Origin of the sequence: Xanthobacter pollutisoli (assembly GCF_040044995.1) — a bacterium.
GTDB lineage: Bacteria > Pseudomonadota > Alphaproteobacteria > Rhizobiales > Xanthobacteraceae > Xanthobacter.
Map to the genome: position 1 here is coordinate 195,513 of NZ_JBDZDP010000005.1, position 15,778 is coordinate 211,290.

Genomic DNA, 15,778 nt, shown 5'->3' on the forward strand with positions numbered 1-15,778 from the left:
GCCGCACCTTAACCGGCTGGTCCCATTCTGGGGCGGATGACGACAGCCGCCAGAAAAGACCGCATCGTGCCATCAGCTCCCGCTGCGCCCCCTGAAGACCGCCGTTCGCCCTTCATCCGCCTTGCCGATCTGCTGGCAGGGATCGCGCCCGGCCGCCAGCCGCTCAGCGCCGCGGTCGGCGAGCCGCAGCACGCCATGCCGGACTTCGTCGGGCCGGCCCTCAACAGCAATCTCGCGGGCTTCGGCCGCTATCCGCGCGCCGAAGGCGCGCCGACCTTCCGCGCCGCCGCGGCACGCTGGCTCGCCCAGCGCTATCACCTGGCGCGGCCGCTGGACGCCGAGCGCGAGGTGCTGGCGCTCAACGGCTCGCGCGAGGGCCTGTTCTCCGCGGCCATCGTCGCCCGCCGCCTTGCCGACCCGGCCAAGGGCGCGGGCGGGAGTCCCGCCATGCTGCTGCCCAATCCCTTCTACGCCGCCTATGCGGCCGGCGCCGAGGCAGCGGGTTGCGAGGCGGTGGTGGTGCCCACCACCAAGGAGAGCGGCTGGCTGCCCGATCTCGATGCCCTCGACCCGCAGCTGCTCCAGCGCACGGTCGCGATCTACATCGCCTCCCCCGCCAATCCGCAGGGTGCCATCGCCTCCCCCGACTATCTCGGGCGGGCGCTGGAGCTTGCGCGGCGGTACGGCGCCTTTCTCTTCTCCGACGAATGCTATTCGGAGATCTATCTCGGCGCCGAAAAGCCGGCAGGCATCCTGGAGGTGGCGGGCGGCGACCTCTCCCGAGCCCTCGCCTTCAATTCCCTCTCCAAGCGCTCGTCCCTTCCGGGCCTGCGCTGCGGCTTCTGCGCCGGCGATCCAGCCTTTCTCAAGGATTTCCTTGCCTTCCGCTGGGTCGCCGCGCCCCAGGTGCCCGAGCCGCTGCAGGCAGTGGCGGTGGCGGCGCTGGAGGACGAGACCCACGTGACGGCGTCACGCGACCTCTACAAGGCGAAGTTCGACCTCGCCGACCGCATGCTGGCGGGGCGCTTCGGCTATGTCCGCCCGGGCGGCGGCTTCTTCCTCTGGCTCGACGTCTCCCACCTTGCCGGCGACGGCATGACCGGCGGCGAGGCGGCCGCGGTGAAGCTGTGGCGCGAGGAGGGCCTGCGCACCGTACCCGGCGGCTATCTCGCCCGTCGCGACTTCGCCGGCGACAACCCCTGCGGCGACTTCCTGCGCGTCGCGCTCGTCCAGGACATCCCGACCTGCGAGGAGGTGCTGAGGCGCCTCGTCGCCGCGCTCTGAAGGAGACGCTGAGCCGATGCCCATGGCCCGCCGACGCCCTCAGGCCGACGCCGTGCTGCACACCCGCCTGCAGCCGCAGGCGCACCATGTGCCGCGCCTCGACATCATTCCCGAGAGCCTGCGGCTGGCGGTGCGTCGGCGTGGCCGGGAGATCGTCGGCTCGGGCCTCATCGTTGCGACGCTCACCTCCTTCGTGGCGCTGGGCACGTGGTCGGCCACCGATCCGAGCCTCTCCAACGCCACCGATACGCCGGTCGCCAACCTTCTCGGCTGGCCCGGCGCGGTGGTGGCGGACCTCCTGGTCCAATTGTTCGGCCTCGCGGCGCTCGCGGTGCTGCTGCCGCCGCTCTATGCCGGCTGGCGGCTCGTCACCCACCGACCTTTCATCCGCGAGCGGATGCGCATCACCGCGTGGCTCCTGGGCGTGCTCGGCACCACCGCTTTCCTCGGCGCCCTGCCCCAGCCGGAGCACTGGCCGGGACTCACCGGCCTCGGCGGCGCCCTGGGCGACCTCTTTCCCCGCGCGTTCGGGGTGATGCGCGGCGGGGTAGCCTCCCTGGTCGATGCGGCGCTCATCGGCGTAGCCGGCCTCGCTGTGGGCACCTGCGGCCTGTTCTTCGCCGTGAGCGGCGGACGCCGCACCCCCCTCAAGCCGGCGCCCAACGCCGAGCTTCCCGGCGAGGTGGGCGACGAGGACGAGGAGGACGATGGCACCTCCATCTCCCTCGGCGCGCTCACCCACACTTTCCTGTCGTGGAAGGCGCGGCTCGGCGGGGCCGGCCTCGCGCGGCGCGGGTCTGCGGCGCGCAGTGCGTCTGCCGGTGCGGTTGCCCCCGCCCCCACCGGCGGGCGCCTGGAACCCCAATTGTCCGGCGCGGACCACCTCGTCGAGCCCCGTCTCGGCACCGAGCCTGCAACCGATACCGGCCTTTCCGGCGAGCCCATCCCCGCCCGGGCCAGGGCGGCGCGACGGGACGGAAGCAAGCGCGGCGGACGGCGCGGCGGATACCAGCACCCCGCCCTTGACCTTCTTGCCCCGCCCATCCCCACCAAGGCGCCGGCCATGAGCCCGGAGGCGCTGTCGGAGACCGCCAAGGAGCTGGAGGTCACGCTGCAGGATTTCGGCGTACGCGGCGAGATCGGCCAGGTGCGCCCCGGCCCGGTGGTGACGCTGTACGAGCTGGAGCCGGCGCCGGGCATCAAGTCGTCCCGCGTCATCGGCCTCGCCGACGACATCGCCCGCTCCATGAGCGCCATCTCGGCCCGCGTCGCCGTGGTTCCGGGCCGCAACGCCATCGGCATCGAGCTGCCCAACCAGAAGCGCGAGAAAGTGCTGCTGCGCGAGCTGCTCGCCACGAAGGACTTCGGCGACACCGGGCACAAGCTCGCCATCGCGCTGGGCAAGACCATCGGCGGCGACCCGGTGATCGTCGACCTTGCCCGGATGCCGCACCTGCTGGTCGCCGGCACCACCGGCTCGGGCAAGTCGGTGGCCATCAATACCATGATCCTGAGCCTGCTCTACCGGCTGAAGCCGGAACAGTGCCGGCTCATCATGGTCGATCCCAAGATGCTGGAGCTCTCCGTCTATGACGGCATCCCGCATCTTCTTGCTCCGGTGGTCACAGATCCCAAGAAGGCGGTGGTGGCCCTGAAATGGGCGGTCCGGGAGATGGAGGACCGCTACAAGAAGATGTCGAAGCTGGGTGTGCGCAACATCGACGGCTTCAACGCCCGCGTGAAGGACGCCGCCGAGAAGGGCGAATCCATCGCCCGCACGGTGCAGACCGGATTCGACCACGAGACCGGCGACGCCATCTACGAGCGCGAGGAGATGAACCTCGAGCCCCTGCCCTACATCGTCGTCATCGTCGACGAGATGGCCGATCTGATGCTTGTGGCGGGCAAGGAGATCGAGGGCGCCATCCAGCGCCTCGCCCAGATGGCCCGCGCCGCCGGCATCCATCTGGTGATGGCCACCCAGCGCCCGTCGGTGGACGTCATCACCGGCACCATCAAGGCCAACTTCCCGACCCGCATCTCCTTCCAGGTGACCAGCAAGATCGACAGCCGCACCATCCTCGGCGAGCAGGGGGCCGAGCAGCTGCTGGGCCAGGGCGACATGCTCTACATGGCCGGTGGCGGTCGCATCTCCCGCGTCCACGGCCCCTTCGTCGCCGACGAGGAGGTGGAGAGCGTGGTGAAGCATCTGAAGGCCCAGGGCGCCCCCTCCTACGTGGAGGCGGTGACCGCGGAGAATGACGGCGACGACGATGACGGGGCCGTCTTCGACAAGGGCGGCTTCGGCGAGGAGGGGCAGGACCTCTACTCGCAGGCGGTGGCCGTGGTAATGCGCGACCGCAAATGCTCCACCTCCTATATCCAGCGCCGGCTCCAGATCGGCTACAATCGGGCGGCTTCGCTGGTGGAGCGGATGGAGAAGGAGGGCCTCGTCGGCTCCCCCAATCACGCCGGTAAGCGCGAGATCCTTCTGCCCGAGGAGGCCGCCGAATAGCTACCCGGCCGGGGAACAGGACCGCCCCGGCAGGGTTTTGTGGATCAGCGGCAGGGCCACAGCTTCGCCACAGGCCGGCCGCAGACTGTGCTACACCGCGTTGACGCGAACCGCGTTGATCCGATCGGCCCGCGCGGGGGTTTGATCGGAGCGTCTTTCGGGATGCCCCTCCCGCCCAGCGAACACCCTGCGCCAGAGATGCCGATGATCCCGAGCTCCTCCTCCCTTCGCCCCAGCTTCCGCATCTCCGGCGCCGCCGGCCTTCTGACGGCGCTCGGCCTTCTGGCAAGCGCCCCGGCGGGTGCCCAGGCGCTCCAGCCGCCCGGCGACCTGATGCGCCCAGGGCAGAGCCAGGCCGCCCCCATGCCGCCCGCGAAGCCCGGCCAGCCCGTGGTTTTGGCGGCGCAGAACGACGGCCGCGCGCCGCGCGCGACGGTGGATCGGGTTACCGCTTACTACAATTCCGTGCAGGCGCTGAGCGGCAGCTTCACGCAGATTGACCCCGACGGATCCAAGCGGACCGGCGATTTCTACATGCAGAAGCCCGGCCGGGTGCGTTTCGAATATGACGCGCCGAGCCCGGTGGAGCTCATCGCCAACGGCCAGTCGGTGGCGGTGCGCGATCGCAAGCTCAACACCCAGGACGTGACGCCCCTCTCCCAGACGCCACTGCGCTTCCTTCTCGCCGAGCAGATCGACCTCGCCACAGACCCCCACGTGACCGGCATCTTCCAGGACGACCGGTTCGTCACCGTGGTGATGCAGGAGCAGGTGCCGATGATGGGCACCTATCGCCTGCTCATCATGTTCGACGCCAAGACGTCGGCGCTGAAGCAGTGGGTGGTCACCGACCCGCAGGGCTACGACACCCAGGTTTCGCTTTCGAATCTTCAGGTCAACAAGCGGCCCGATCCCAAGCTCTTCGTCATCAATTTCGAGCGCATGCTCCAGTGATCGCCCGTTCGGGCGATCACATCTGCGTGCGTGCGCGGATGGCAGCGGAGAGAGTTCCTTCATCCAGATAGTCGAGCTCGCCGCCTACGGGCACGCCCTGGGCGAGGCGGGTGATGCGGGCGCCGCTGTCGCGCAGAAGGTCGGTGATGTAGTGGGCGGTGGTCTGGCCGTCCACGGTCGCGCCAAGGGCGAGGATCACCTCGCCAATACCCTCGTCATGCACCCGCGCGACCAATTTTCCCAAATTGAGATCTTCTGGTCCGACTCCATCAAGGGGTGAGAGGACACCGCCGAGCACGTGGTAGCGCGCGTTCAGAACGCCGGCGCGCTCCAGTGCCCAGAGATCACCCACGTCGCTGACCACCACCAGCACCCGGCCGTCGCGGCTCGCATCGGTGCAGATGGTACAGGGATCGCACACATCCACATTGCCGCACCGCCGGCATTCGACGATCTTGCCCAACGCTTCGCTCATGGCCGACGCCAGCGGGGCCATCAGGGCTTCGCGCTTCTTGATGAGATGCAATGCCACGCGCCGCGCCGAGCGCGGTCCAAGGCCCGGCAGTCGGGCGATGAGCTGGATCAGGCGTTCGATCTCGGGGCCGGCAACGGCACGGGGCATGACTTCTTTCCGCTTCAGGCATGGAGCGACGCAACGACGCAAATCACGCGCGTCTCATCCCGGCGCCATTGACCTTGTTTGGTCCTAGAGCGCGGCCCGATCAATGGAAACATGATGTGCATTGTTCTGAGTAAGCTGACGCATGCGGCTATCAGGTCAGCGACCTGCTCGCCTCCGCTCCGCAATAGCGCCCCGGCGCACCGGCGCTCAACCTCCAGCTTTCCGCGAACCTACTCTTGCACCTGTCGTGGACCTGCATGGCCGGATCGAAAAATCGCAACTAGCAAATGGCCAAGCTGGCCGCAACGCATCTAAGGGTTGCGCGATTACCGGCCTGTACTTCTCCCTTGAGGACAAGATGAAATCCTTTGGCGGGCATTGGACCAGTATCTCGTATGCCGCGGCATCCGGCGGAGAATGGCCGTACCCCTGCCAACACTTCCCTCGCCCGATGTTTTCAACTGTGCGCGCGTCGATTCGCTGTTCTGCGAAGGATCATCTCGGCAGCCCGGAGCTGGCGCAATGGCCGCAGCGTCAGGCGCAAATCGGCACTATTGCTCGATTTCGAAGAGTTTTCACGACCCCGATTGTATTTGTTCGATGAGGTGTTATAGATTATTTGCGAAAGTTAATATGACGATGCGGCGTCAGCCCTCATGTGGCGCTCCTTGCCCGCCCATCGCGACGAACATGCAGAAAGGGACTCCCGTGAGCGATTCCGCCTCCAATACTCCGTCGCCGAGCTTCATCGACTTCACGGCGGATATCGTGGCTGCCTATGTCAGCAACAACAGCGTTTCGGCGGCTGAGCTTCCGGCGCTCATCGAGTCCGTCTACCGCGCCCTCGGCCAGCTCGGCACGCCGGCCGCCCCGCAGGTGGAAGAGCAGAAGCCGGCCGTTCCCCTCAAGAAGTCGGTGACGCCGGAATACATCATCTGCCTTGAGGACGGGAAGAAGTTCAAGTCTCTGAAGCGGCATCTGCGCACCAGCTATGGCATGACCCCCGAGGCATACCGCGAGAAGTGGGGCCTGCCGAAGGATTATCCCATGGTGGCCCCGGCCTATGCTGCCGCGCGCTCCGAACTTGCCAAGAACATGGGCCTCGGCCAGACCCGCAAGAAGGCGCCCGCCGCGCCGGCCAAGAAGACCACCCGCCGCAAGGCCGCCGCCTGATCTTCAGTTCAGACGGTCTGATGCAGAGCATTTCCCCAGCCTCCGGGCGGGGAAATGCTTGAAGTGGTGTGCTGAAGCCGTTTTTCTTGCGCCCAACGCGCGAACAACCGCTACGCCCGGCACCCGCAGCTCAACCGGCGCCTTATCTTCGCTTCTTCTTGCCAGTGCTGCTCCAGGCCGAACCTCGCTCCGCCAGGCGATACGCCGTGCCCGCTCTGCCAGACGCACGGTCGGCACGACCCGCGTGCAGGTCTGCACGCGTCAACGTCGGCATCTCTAGTCGAGGCCGAGCCGGCGACAGATCTCGTCGAGCTGGTCCAGGCTCGCATAGCGAATGCGCATCTCCCCCGCCTCACCCTCGCCATCGAGGGACACCGCAAGGCCGAGGGCATCCGACAGGCGCTTCTCCAGCGCCCGGCTGTCCGCACTTTTGCGATCTTGAGGCGTGTTACGGCCCTTCCCCGCCTGCACCTTGCCCGATGCGGGTGCCGGCTCCGGCGCGCGGGCCTTCGATAGCGCTTCCACGTCGCGCACCGTTAGGCCCTTGGCGATCACGTCCCGCGCGACACGCTCCGGGTCCGGGCAGGCGAGGAGCGCGCGGGCGTGGCCGGCGCTGAGGCGTCCATCGGCGAGATAGGTCTTCACGCTCGCCGGCAGTTTCAGAAGGCGCAGCGTATTGGCGATATGGCTGCGACTCTTGCCGATGACCTTCGCCAAATCATTCTGATTGTAAGAGAATTCGCCCATCAGCGCCTCGTAGCCCTGGGCTTCCTCCACTGCGTTGAGGTCGGCGCGCTGTACGTTCTCGATGATGGCGATTTCCAGCGCTTCCCGATCAGTCAGCTCCAGCACCACGACCGGCACGTCATGCAGGCTGGCCCGCTGGGCGGCCCGCCAGCGGCGTTCACCGGCGACGATCTCGAAGCTGTCAGCCCCCTTCAGCGGCCGCACCACGATGGGCTGGATGATGCCCTTCTCACGGATGGACGCGGTGAGATCCTCCAGCCCCTCTTCCAGGAAGGCACGGCGCGGATTGCGCGGATTGGGCTTCACCTGCTCGATGGGGACGCGACGCGGACCGCCGCGCGCCCCGCCGGAGCGTGCTGCCGGAGCCTGCGGGGGCTCTCCCATCTCGCCGATGAGCGCTGCAAGGCCCCGACCCAGTCGGGAGCGCTGTTCGTCCGCCATCTTCGTCCCTGTCCCCATTCTGTCCTGCCGGCCTCAGGCCGCCGCAGCCGCGCGCGCCGCCCGCTCGCGCTGGATCACCTCCGAGGCGAGCCGCAGATAGGCCTGCGAGCCCACGCACTTGAGGTCGTAGAGCAGCACGGGCTTGCCGTAGGACGGCGCCTCTGACACCCGCACGTTGCGCGGAATGACCGTGTCATAGACCTTGTCGCCCATGAACTGGCGCACGTCCTGAACCACCTGCTCGGACAGGTTGTTGCGGCCGTCATACATGGTGAGCACGATGCCATGGATGGTGAGGCTCGGATTGAGGCCCACCCGCACCTGCTCCACCGTCTTCATCAGCTGCGAGAGCCCTTCAAGGGCAAAGAATTCGCATTGCAGCGGCACCACGATGGCGTCAGCCGCCGCCATGGCATTCACCGTGAGCAGCGAGAGCGAGGGCGGGCAGTCCACCAGCACATAGGTGAAGCGCGGCGCCGCCGCGTCGGCCGCGAGCTCGCGCAGCGCGGCGCGCAGGCGGAAGGCCCGGTCACGTTCGGCAGCGATCTCCAGCTCCAGTCCCGAGAGGTCGAGGGTGGAGGGTGCCACATAGAGCTGGGGCACGCCGGTGGGCATCACCGTCTGCCGCATGGTGGCCTCACCCGACAGCACGTCATAGGTCGACACATTGCGCGAGCGGCGGTCAATGCCGAGCCCGGTGGAGGCGTTGCCTTGCGGGTCGAGATCCACCACCAGCACAGTCTCGCCGATGGCGGCAAGGGCGGTGCCGAGATTGATGGCCGTGGTTGTCTTGCCTACGCCGCCTTTCTGGTTGGCAAGGGCAAGCACCCGCGGCGCGCCGGCCGGGGAGGTCCCCGCACCGGGAATGTCGGTGTCGGGATGTTCGCCTTCGGGAAGGTCGGCTTGGGTCATGGCGCCTTGGTCCTCGACGCGTCGGATGCGGACGGTTCGCCGGCGACGCCAGCCTCCTCGTCGGAAGCGCGCCCACCCGAACCAATGAAGCGATCGGCCGCGCGCCTTGCCCCGTTCACCAGCAGGACCCGCGCGTGCGGGTCGCTCACGCTGGGGCGCAGCTCGCAATCGAGTGTCCAGCCTTTGCGTGCGTCGGTCAATTCGCGTTCGGCGTCGCGCCCCTTGGGAAACACACCCAGAGCCCCAGCCATAAGGAACGGTTCGGCGAGGTCGAGAAGCTTGGCCAATGGCGCCAAGGCGCGCGCCGAGACCACGTCTGTACCCGCCGCAAGTCCTTGAGCGACCGCCTCTATCCGCCGCGGATGAACCGTTGCCGGAAGCCCGGCGGCGCGCGCCGCCTCGCGCAGGAATGCGGCCTTGCGTGTGTCGCTTTCCACCAGATGCATATGGGCGTCGGGCCGCTCGGCCAAAGCGGCGCCCACCACGAGGCCGGGAAATCCTCCGCCCGAGCCGAGATCCACCCAACGCAAGGGCGTCTTGGGAACATGGTTAATCAATTGCAGCGAATCGGCGATATGCCGACCCCACAGCTCGGGCAGGGTCGCAGGCGCAACCAGATTGATGGTCTTCTGCCACTTTGCCAGAAGCTCGGCGATCGTTTCCAGGCGCGCGAATGTTTCACGTGAAACTGCCGCCTCGACTGCGCGCTGAGCCTCCCGGTCGCTACCTGTCGCGGTCATGGCGCCATCCCCATGATCCACAGCGCCTCAGCCCGCCCGACCGGCGCCGGCACGCCGGGCGTGGGTCGCGATGAGGGTGAGGGCCGCCGGAGTCATGCCCTCCATGCGGCTGGCCTGCCCCACGGTGCGCGGCCGCACGCGGGCGAGCTTCTGTTTCAGCTCGCTGGAAAGTCCCGGTAGATCGCCATAGGCGAGATCGTCCGGCAGAGCGAGGGCCTCGTCCTTGCGGAGGAGTTGAATGTCCGCGGCCTGGCGATCGAGATAGACCGCATATTTCGCGTCGATCTCCACCTGTGCGGCGATATCCGCCGGCAAAGCCCGCAGTTCCGGCCAGATGGCGCCGAGACGCGCCATGTCGACGTCCGGATAGGCAAGAAGATCGAAAGCCGTCCGGCGCTGGCCGTCACGATTGAGCGTGAGGCCGTGGCGCGCGCCTTCCGTCGGCGTCACGCCCAAACGGAGAGTCAGGTCGCGGGCGGCGGCGAGGGCCTGCGTCCGCGCAGCGAAATGTACCGCCCGGGTGCTGCCTACAAGACCGAGCGCGATGCCACGGGCGGTGAGCCGCTGGTCCGCATTGTCCGCCCTGAGGGTCAATCGATATTCGGCGCGCGAGGTGAACATGCGATAGGGCTCGCTCACCCCGCGGGTCACGAGATCGTCTGCCATTACCCCGAGATAAGCCTCGGCCCGGTCGAGCACGATGCCCGCGCTGCCGCCGGCTCGCCGCGCTGCGTTGAGGCCGGCGAGCAGGCCCTGCGCCGCTGCTTCTTCATATCCCGTCGTGCCGTTGATCTGCCCCGCGAGAAACAGTCCGGAGACGCCCTTTGCTTCCAAGGACGGGCCAAGGGCACGAGGATCCACATGATCGTATTCGATGGCATACCCCGGGCGCAGCACCGTCACCTTCTCGAGGCCGGGAATGGTGCGCAGGAAGGCCACCTGCACGTCTGCCGGAAGCGAGGTCGAAAGGCCGTTGGGATAGACGGTCGGATCATCCAGGCCTTCCGGCTCGAGGAATATTTGATGGCCGTCGCGGTCACCGAAGCGGACGATCTTGTCCTCGATGGAGGGGCAGTAGCGCGGACCGGTGCTCTCGATGCGTCCCGAATACATGGCGGAGCGTGAGAGGTTCTGCCGGATCACCGCGTGGGTCGCATCCGTGGTGCGGGTAATGCCGCATTCCACCTGCGGGTTGGGCAGACGCGTGGTGAGGGTGGAAAACGGCTCGGGGGGATCGTCACCCGCCTGCATCTCCAGGCTCGCCCAGTCGATGGTGCGCCCATCGAGGCGGGCGGGCGTTCCGGTCTTCAGCCGACCGAGGGGCAGGCCCAAGCGCACCAAAGCGGGAGAAAGACCCAGGGCCGGCTTCTCGCCCATGCGCCCGGCGGGATAGCTCTCGTCGCCGAGATGGATGAGGCCGTTGAGAAACGTGCCCGTGGTGAGCACCAGCGCCCCGCACGCGAACGAGCGACCATCAGCCAGCCGCACGCCCGTGACGCGCCGGTCGGCGACACAGATGTCGTCGGCCTCTCCTTCCAGAATGTGGAGACCCGCCTGCTCCGCTAGCGCCTGCTGCATGGCCGCGGCATAGAGCTTCCGGTCGGCCTGCGCCCGCGGCCCGCGCACGGCCGGGCCCTTGCGGCGGTTGAGAACGCGAAACTGAATGCCGCCCTGATCCGCCACCCGCCCCATCAACCCGTCCAGGGCGTCGATCTCCCGCACAAGATGGCCCTTCCCCAAACCACCGATGGCGGGGTTGCAGGACATGGCACCGATGGTCGCCCGCGCGTGAGTCACAAGCGCCGTGCGCGCACCGAGGCGCGCGGCGGCGGCGGCGGCCTCGCATCCGGCATGGCCGCCACCCACGACGATCACGTCATAGGAGAAGGAAGGAGGGGACGCGTTCATGGATCTCCGGCGAAGAAGAAGGATCTTGCCCCACTGGAAACGCCTCCTGGCCGCCGGCGTCAAGCGCGGCGGGATGTTTCACGTGAAACACGGCGCCAGACGCGCCTATTTTCCGATGCAGAACGTCTTGAAGAGCGCATCCAGCACGTCCTCCACATCCACCCGGCCGATGGTCTGGTCGAGGGCGCGGACAGCGAGGCGCACATCCTCCGCCGCCAGTTCCTCAGGCCCCCCAAAGGCAGCAAGTCCTCGCTCGAGATGGAGACACGCGCGCTCCAGCGCCTGTCGCTGGCGCGCGCGTGTGACGAGGGCTGGCTCGCGGCCATCCAGCATTCCGGCCCGCTCGGCGAGCGCCGCAACAAGGTCGTCGATGCCCTCGCCCGTAGCGGCCGAAACGCCAAAAACGCCTTCGGGCACGGCCCCGCCGCGGTCGATCTTCGTGCGCACAAGAAGGGAAGCGGAGAGGGTGGCGGGCGGCGGCGCCAGGTCTTCGCTCAGCCAAAGCACAACATCCGCCGTCTCGGCACGGGCGAGGGCCCGGCGTACCCCTTCGGCTTCCACCACGTCGGCGGTCTCACGCAGGCCGGCCGTGTCGAGCAGGGTCACCGCCTGTCCGGCGAGGTCGAGATGCAGTTCCAAAACGTCGCGCGTCGTTCCGGGCCTGTCCGAAACTATGGCCGCCTCGCGTCCCGCCAGCCGATTGAGCAAAGTGGATTTTCCGGCGTTCGGCGGTCCCGCGATGGCCACCACCAGTCCGTCCCGCACCCGCTCGCCCCGCGCGGCGTCGGTAAGAACCTCCAGCAGCTCCGCCTTCAGCGGCCGCAGAATTGCTTCCGCCCGGCGCGCGACATCGTCGGAAACATCGCTTTCGTCGGAAAAATCGATCCCGGCCTCGATCAGAGCGAGGGCGGAGACGAGGCCGGCTCGCCAGCCCTCCACCCGGCGGGACAGGGCACCTGAGGCAAGCGCGAGCGCCTGTCGGCGCTGCGCCTCGGTCTCAGCGGCCACGAGATCGGAGAGCCCTTCCACCTCGGCAAGGTCCAGCTTGCCGTTGGCATGGGCGCGGCGGGTGAATTCACCTGCATCGGCCGCCCGCAGGCCGGGCAGGGCGCCCAGCGCCTCGAGCACCGCCGACACCACCGCCCGCCCGCCGTGCAGGTGCAGCTCGGCCACATCCTCTCCGGTGGCGCTGGCGGGACCGGCAAAGAAGATGAGCAGTCCCCGGTCCAGCACTTCCCCGCTCGCCGGATGGCGCAGCGCCGTGTAGTGCGCGATGCGGGGCGGGGGCAGAGTGCCGCACAGAGCAAGGGCGGCCGCGCCGGCTTGCGGACCGGAGAGCCGCACCACTGCGACGCCCGCGGGAGGGCGGCCGGAGGACAGGGCGTAGATGGTGTCGGTCATGACGGCCCCCGGCAGATGGCGGCGGAATTGCACGGCGCGGGCGAATGGCGGAGCATGCGCCAGCGATTGCCTTGAACTCTTTAGTCCCGAACGCATTGCCTTCAAAGCCGGCCGCACGCCGAAGGATTTCCGACATGAGCGAGAACCGCCTCTCCCTGGAAACGAGCCCTTACCTGTTGCAGCACAAGGATAATCCCGTCCATTGGTGGGCCTGGGGAGAGGAGGCGTTTGCGGAGGCTAGGGCCCTGGGCAAGCCGATCCTGCTCTCCGTCGGCTATGCCGCCTGCCACTGGTGCCATGTGATGGCCCATGAAAGCTTCGAGGATCCGCAGGTGGCGGGACTGATGAACGCCTTGTTCGTAAACATAAAAGTGGACCGGGAGGAGCGGCCGGACGTGGACCAGATCTACATGTCCGCGCTCCAGCAGCTGGGGCAGAGCGGGGGGTGGCCGCTGACCATGTTCCTCGATCCCGAGGGTCGGCCGTTCTGGGGCGGCACCTATTTTCCGCCCACTGCCCGTTATGGTCGCCCCGGGTTTTCGGACGTGCTTCAGCAGGTTTCCACCGTGTTTTCGGAGAATCCGGACAAGGTAGAGAAGAATGCCACTGCCATTCTCGCCCGCCTGCGCAAGGCGGCGCAGCCGGCGGACGGGGTGGCCATCGGACGGGAGGAACTGGACGACGCCGCAAAGCGCCTCATCCCCCTCATCGACCCGGTCCACGGCGGGCTGAAGGGGGCGCCGAAATTTCCCCAGTCCGGGCTCATGGAATTTCTCTGGCGCACCGGGACGCGGACGGGGGATGGCGCCATGAAGGCGCTCGTCGCCCTCACCCTCAACCGCATGTGCGAGGGGGGCATCTACGACCATCTGGGAGGCGGCTTCGCGCGCTATTCGGTGGACGAGATCTGGTTCGTCCCCCACTTCGAGAAGATGCTCTACGACAATTCGCTGCTCATCGAGCTCCTGGCGCTGGCGCATGCCGACACCGGCGACGCGCTGTTCCTCCAGCGGGCGCGCGAGACGGTGGGGTGGCTGAAGCGGGAGATGCTGACGCAGGACGGCGCCTTCGCGGCAAGCCTCGATGCCGACAGCGAGGGCCACGAAGGGCGCTTCTACGTGTGGACCCTGGCGGAGGTGGAGGCGGTGCTCGGGCCGCAGGATGCGGCCGTCTTCGCCCGCATCTACGACGTCACCAAGGCCGGCAACTGGGAGGCGGGCAACATCCTCAACCGCACCGATGCCGGCGTGGTGAGCGCCGAGGACGAGGCGCGCCTTGCCCCGCTTCGGGCCAAGCTGCTGGACGCCCGGGCGGGACGGGTGCGGCCGGGGCGGGACGACAAGGTGCTCGCCGACTGGAACGGCCTGATGATCGCGGCGCTGGCCCGCGCCGGCGCCTTCCTCGGCGAGGAGGAGTGGGTGGCGCTCGCCCGCGGCGCCTTCACGGCGGTGACCCGCCACATGGTGATCGACGGCCGGCTCGCCCATTCCTGGTGCGGCGACAAGATGGTGGCGCCGGGCCTTGCCTCCGACCTTGCGGCCATGGCGCGCGCCGGCATCGCGCTGCACGAGGCGACCGGGGAGGGTGAGGGTCTCGCCTGGGCGGCGCGCTTCCTCGACCTGCTGGAGCAGCACCATCTCGACCCCGCCACAGGCACCTATTTCCTCACGGCGGACGACGGCGGCAGCCTCATCATGCGGCCCGCCGCCACCCATGACGAGGCGGTTCCGAACTACAATGCGGTGGCGGCGGATGCGCTCATCCGCCTGTCCGCCCTCACCGGCGACGACGCGCTGCGGGGCCGGGCCGACCGCATCCTCGCCGGCCTCTCCGGCGCGGCGGCGCGCAACGTGCTCGCCCATGGCGCGGTGCTGAACGCCATAGACACCCGCCTCGGCCTCGCCGAGATCGTCGCCACCGGCGCCAACAGCGCGGCGCTCGCCGCCGCCGCACTGAAGGTGCCCTTCCCGCTGCGGGTGGTGGTGCGCGCGGATGGCCTGCAAGTCGCGCCCGGCAGCGTCACCGCGGCGCGAATCGCCTCGGCCCCGGAGGGTGGAGCGGCCTTTGTATGCGTGGGCGAGCGCTGCTCCTTGCCCGTGACGGACCCGGAGGCCCTCAAGGCGGCCGTGTCGGCGCTTCTGGCCTGATGGACCTCTGGCGCGCCATGGGGAAAGACCACCCCCCGCTCAGATCGCGCCAGAGAGTCACTGACGGCAGAAAGAAAACGGACGATGCGAAGCTCGGCTCGATGGCGAAATCGCCGCCAGCGACCTTCCCAATCGATCAACTTCTGATTGATCTATGGTTGTAACTGCGCGCAAAACGTGCACGGCAGAGCGCTCAGCTCCCGGTCTGCTCCACCGGAGCGGGCGGGGCATATTTCAGCCAGATGGCCTTGTCGCCGAGAGAATCGATGAACGCCGCGTGGGCCGCTTCCTCGTCGCCGCTGAGCCGGGGAGCGAGCGGCGCCGGACGCGGATGGGCGGCGCGGGCAGCGGTGACCAGGCGGGGCGCCTCGCTGGCATTTTCCACCAAGCCGATGAGGCTCGCCTGACGCCCACCGAGCAGCTCGCCGTACACCTCGGCGAGAAGCTCGGCGTCGAGCAGGGCGCCGTGCTTCACCCGTCGCGACGAATCGATGCCGTAGCGGTTCATCAAATCGTCGAGCCGGTTGCCGCCGCCGGGATGCTTGCGGCGTGCGAGGGCGAGCGTGTCCACCACCCGGTCGCGGGCGATGGCCGGCCGGCCGAGGCGCTCCAGCTCGGCGTTCAGGAAGCCGATGTCGAACGCGGCGTTATGGATGACCAAAGTATCGTCGAGGATGAAGTTCAGAAAATCGTCGGCGACATGCGCGAAGACCGGCTTGTCGGAAAGAAATTCCGCGGAGAGGCCGTGGACGTTGAACGCCTCCACCGGCATGTCCCGCTGAGGGTTGATATAGACGTGAAACACGTTGCCGGTGAGGATGCGGTTGACCATCTCCACGCAGCCGATCTCCACGAGGCGGTCGCCGCCATAGGCCTCCAGGCCGGTGGTCTCGGTGTCGAGCACGATCTCGCGCATCAGGTCCTCTTTCCTCGC

At 68.0% G+C, this 15,778-nt stretch carries 12 protein-coding genes; 5 read left to right on the plus strand and 7 right to left on the minus strand.

The genetic code is table 11. The features are described from left to right. Positions 1-66: 66 nt before the first annotated feature. The 3 genes from ABLE93_RS13200 (at position 67) to ABLE93_RS13210 (ending at position 4,753) form a co-directional block, all read left to right on the plus strand. Positions 67-1,284, plus strand: coding sequence for an aminotransferase class I/II-fold pyridoxal phosphate-dependent enzyme (locus ABLE93_RS13200; protein ID WP_348840279.1), 1,218 nt, complete (start codon positions 67-69; stop codon positions 1,282-1,284). 16 nt (positions 1,285-1,300) lie between these two features. Beyond that, on the plus strand, positions 1,301-3,799 hold the full coding sequence (locus ABLE93_RS13205) for an FtsK/SpoIIIE family DNA translocase (protein WP_348840280.1): 2,499 nt from the start codon (positions 1,301-1,303) through the stop codon (positions 3,797-3,799). A gap of 204 nt (positions 3,800-4,003) precedes the next feature. Next, positions 4,004-4,753 (plus strand): outer-membrane lipoprotein carrier protein LolA, encoded by a 750-nt coding sequence (locus ABLE93_RS13210; RefSeq protein WP_348840281.1) that lies wholly within the window; start codon positions 4,004-4,006, stop codon positions 4,751-4,753. 16 nt (positions 4,754-4,769) lie between these two features. Here the strand turns inward: ABLE93_RS13210 and recR are convergent, their stop codons facing one another. Continuing rightward, complete coding sequence (gene recR, locus ABLE93_RS13215; RefSeq protein WP_348840282.1) at positions 4,770-5,375, minus strand: recombination mediator RecR; 606 nt, start codon at positions 5,373-5,375, stop codon at positions 4,770-4,772. Between the two features lie 708 nt (positions 5,376-6,083). On the opposite strand from recR, the gene ABLE93_RS13220 reads away from it, so the two are divergent. Next, positions 6,084-6,548: a Ros/MucR family transcriptional regulator gene (locus tag ABLE93_RS13220; RefSeq protein ID WP_348840283.1), complete on the plus strand. Its 465-nt coding sequence runs from the start codon at positions 6,084-6,086 to the stop codon at positions 6,546-6,548. Positions 6,549-6,824: 276 nt separating this feature from the next. Here ABLE93_RS13220 and ABLE93_RS13225 read toward each other — a convergent pair whose 3' ends face one another. From ABLE93_RS13225 to mnmE, 5 genes are all read right to left on the minus strand, one after another. Beyond that, complete coding sequence (locus tag ABLE93_RS13225; protein WP_348840284.1) at positions 6,825-7,736, minus strand: ParB/RepB/Spo0J family partition protein; 912 nt, start codon at positions 7,734-7,736, stop codon at positions 6,825-6,827. A gap of 33 nt (positions 7,737-7,769) precedes the next feature. After that, the gene (locus ABLE93_RS13230) at positions 7,770-8,648 is read right to left on the minus strand and encodes a ParA family protein (RefSeq protein WP_348840285.1); all 879 of its coding nucleotides are present in this window, start codon (positions 8,646-8,648) and stop codon (positions 7,770-7,772) included. Next, positions 8,645-9,388: a 16S rRNA (guanine(527)-N(7))-methyltransferase RsmG gene (gene rsmG, locus ABLE93_RS13235; protein ID WP_348840286.1), complete on the minus strand. Its 744-nt coding sequence runs from the start codon at positions 9,386-9,388 to the stop codon at positions 8,645-8,647. The genes ABLE93_RS13230 and rsmG overlap by 4 nt, the downstream gene beginning before the upstream one ends. Before the next feature lie 27 nt (positions 9,389-9,415). Then, complete coding sequence (gene mnmG / locus ABLE93_RS13240; protein WP_348840287.1) at positions 9,416-11,296, minus strand: tRNA uridine-5-carboxymethylaminomethyl(34) synthesis enzyme MnmG; 1,881 nt, start codon at positions 11,294-11,296, stop codon at positions 9,416-9,418. Between the two features lie 105 nt (positions 11,297-11,401). Next, a complete protein-coding gene (gene mnmE / locus ABLE93_RS13245) occupies positions 11,402-12,697 on the minus strand; it encodes a tRNA uridine-5-carboxymethylaminomethyl(34) synthesis GTPase MnmE (protein WP_348840288.1) in 1,296 nt (431 codons plus the stop codon). Positions 12,698-12,831: 134 nt separating this feature from the next. Between mnmE and ABLE93_RS13250 the strand changes: the two genes are divergently transcribed. Continuing rightward, a complete protein-coding gene (locus ABLE93_RS13250) occupies positions 12,832-14,844 on the plus strand; it encodes a thioredoxin domain-containing protein (protein ID WP_348840289.1) in 2,013 nt (670 codons plus the stop codon). Between the two features lie 193 nt (positions 14,845-15,037). Here ABLE93_RS13250 and dnaQ read toward each other — a convergent pair whose 3' ends face one another. Further along, on the minus strand, positions 15,038-15,760 hold the full coding sequence (gene dnaQ / locus ABLE93_RS13255; RefSeq protein WP_348840290.1) for a DNA polymerase III subunit epsilon: 723 nt from the start codon (positions 15,758-15,760) through the stop codon (positions 15,038-15,040). Positions 15,761-15,778 lie beyond the last annotated feature (18 nt).

Coding starts and splice junctions, on each gene's coding strand:
- mnmE (WP_348840288.1), bottom strand. CDS start 12,697: ATGACCGACACCATCTACGCCCTGTCCTCCGGCCGCCCTCCCGCGGGC.
- recR (WP_348840282.1), bottom strand. CDS start 5,375: ATGCCCCGTGCCGTTGCCGGCCCCGAGATCGAACGCCTGATCCAGCTC.
- mnmG (WP_348840287.1), bottom strand. CDS start 11,296: ATGAACGCGTCCCCTCCTTCCTTCTCCTATGACGTGATCGTCGTGGGT.
- ABLE93_RS13250 (WP_348840289.1), top strand. CDS start 12,832: ATGAGCGAGAACCGCCTCTCCCTGGAAACGAGCCCTTACCTGTTGCAG.
- ABLE93_RS13230 (WP_348840285.1), bottom strand. CDS start 8,648: ATGACCCAAGCCGACCTTCCCGAAGGCGAACATCCCGACACCGACATT.
- ABLE93_RS13225 (WP_348840284.1), bottom strand. CDS start 7,736: ATGGCGGACGAACAGCGCTCCCGACTGGGTCGGGGCCTTGCAGCGCTC.
- rsmG (WP_348840286.1), bottom strand. CDS start 9,388: ATGACCGCGACAGGTAGCGACCGGGAGGCTCAGCGCGCAGTCGAGGCG.
- ABLE93_RS13205 (WP_348840280.1), top strand. CDS start 1,301: ATGCCCATGGCCCGCCGACGCCCTCAGGCCGACGCCGTGCTGCACACC.
- ABLE93_RS13210 (WP_348840281.1), top strand. CDS start 4,004: ATGATCCCGAGCTCCTCCTCCCTTCGCCCCAGCTTCCGCATCTCCGGC.
- dnaQ (WP_348840290.1), bottom strand. CDS start 15,760: ATGCGCGAGATCGTGCTCGACACCGAGACCACCGGCCTGGAGGCCTAT.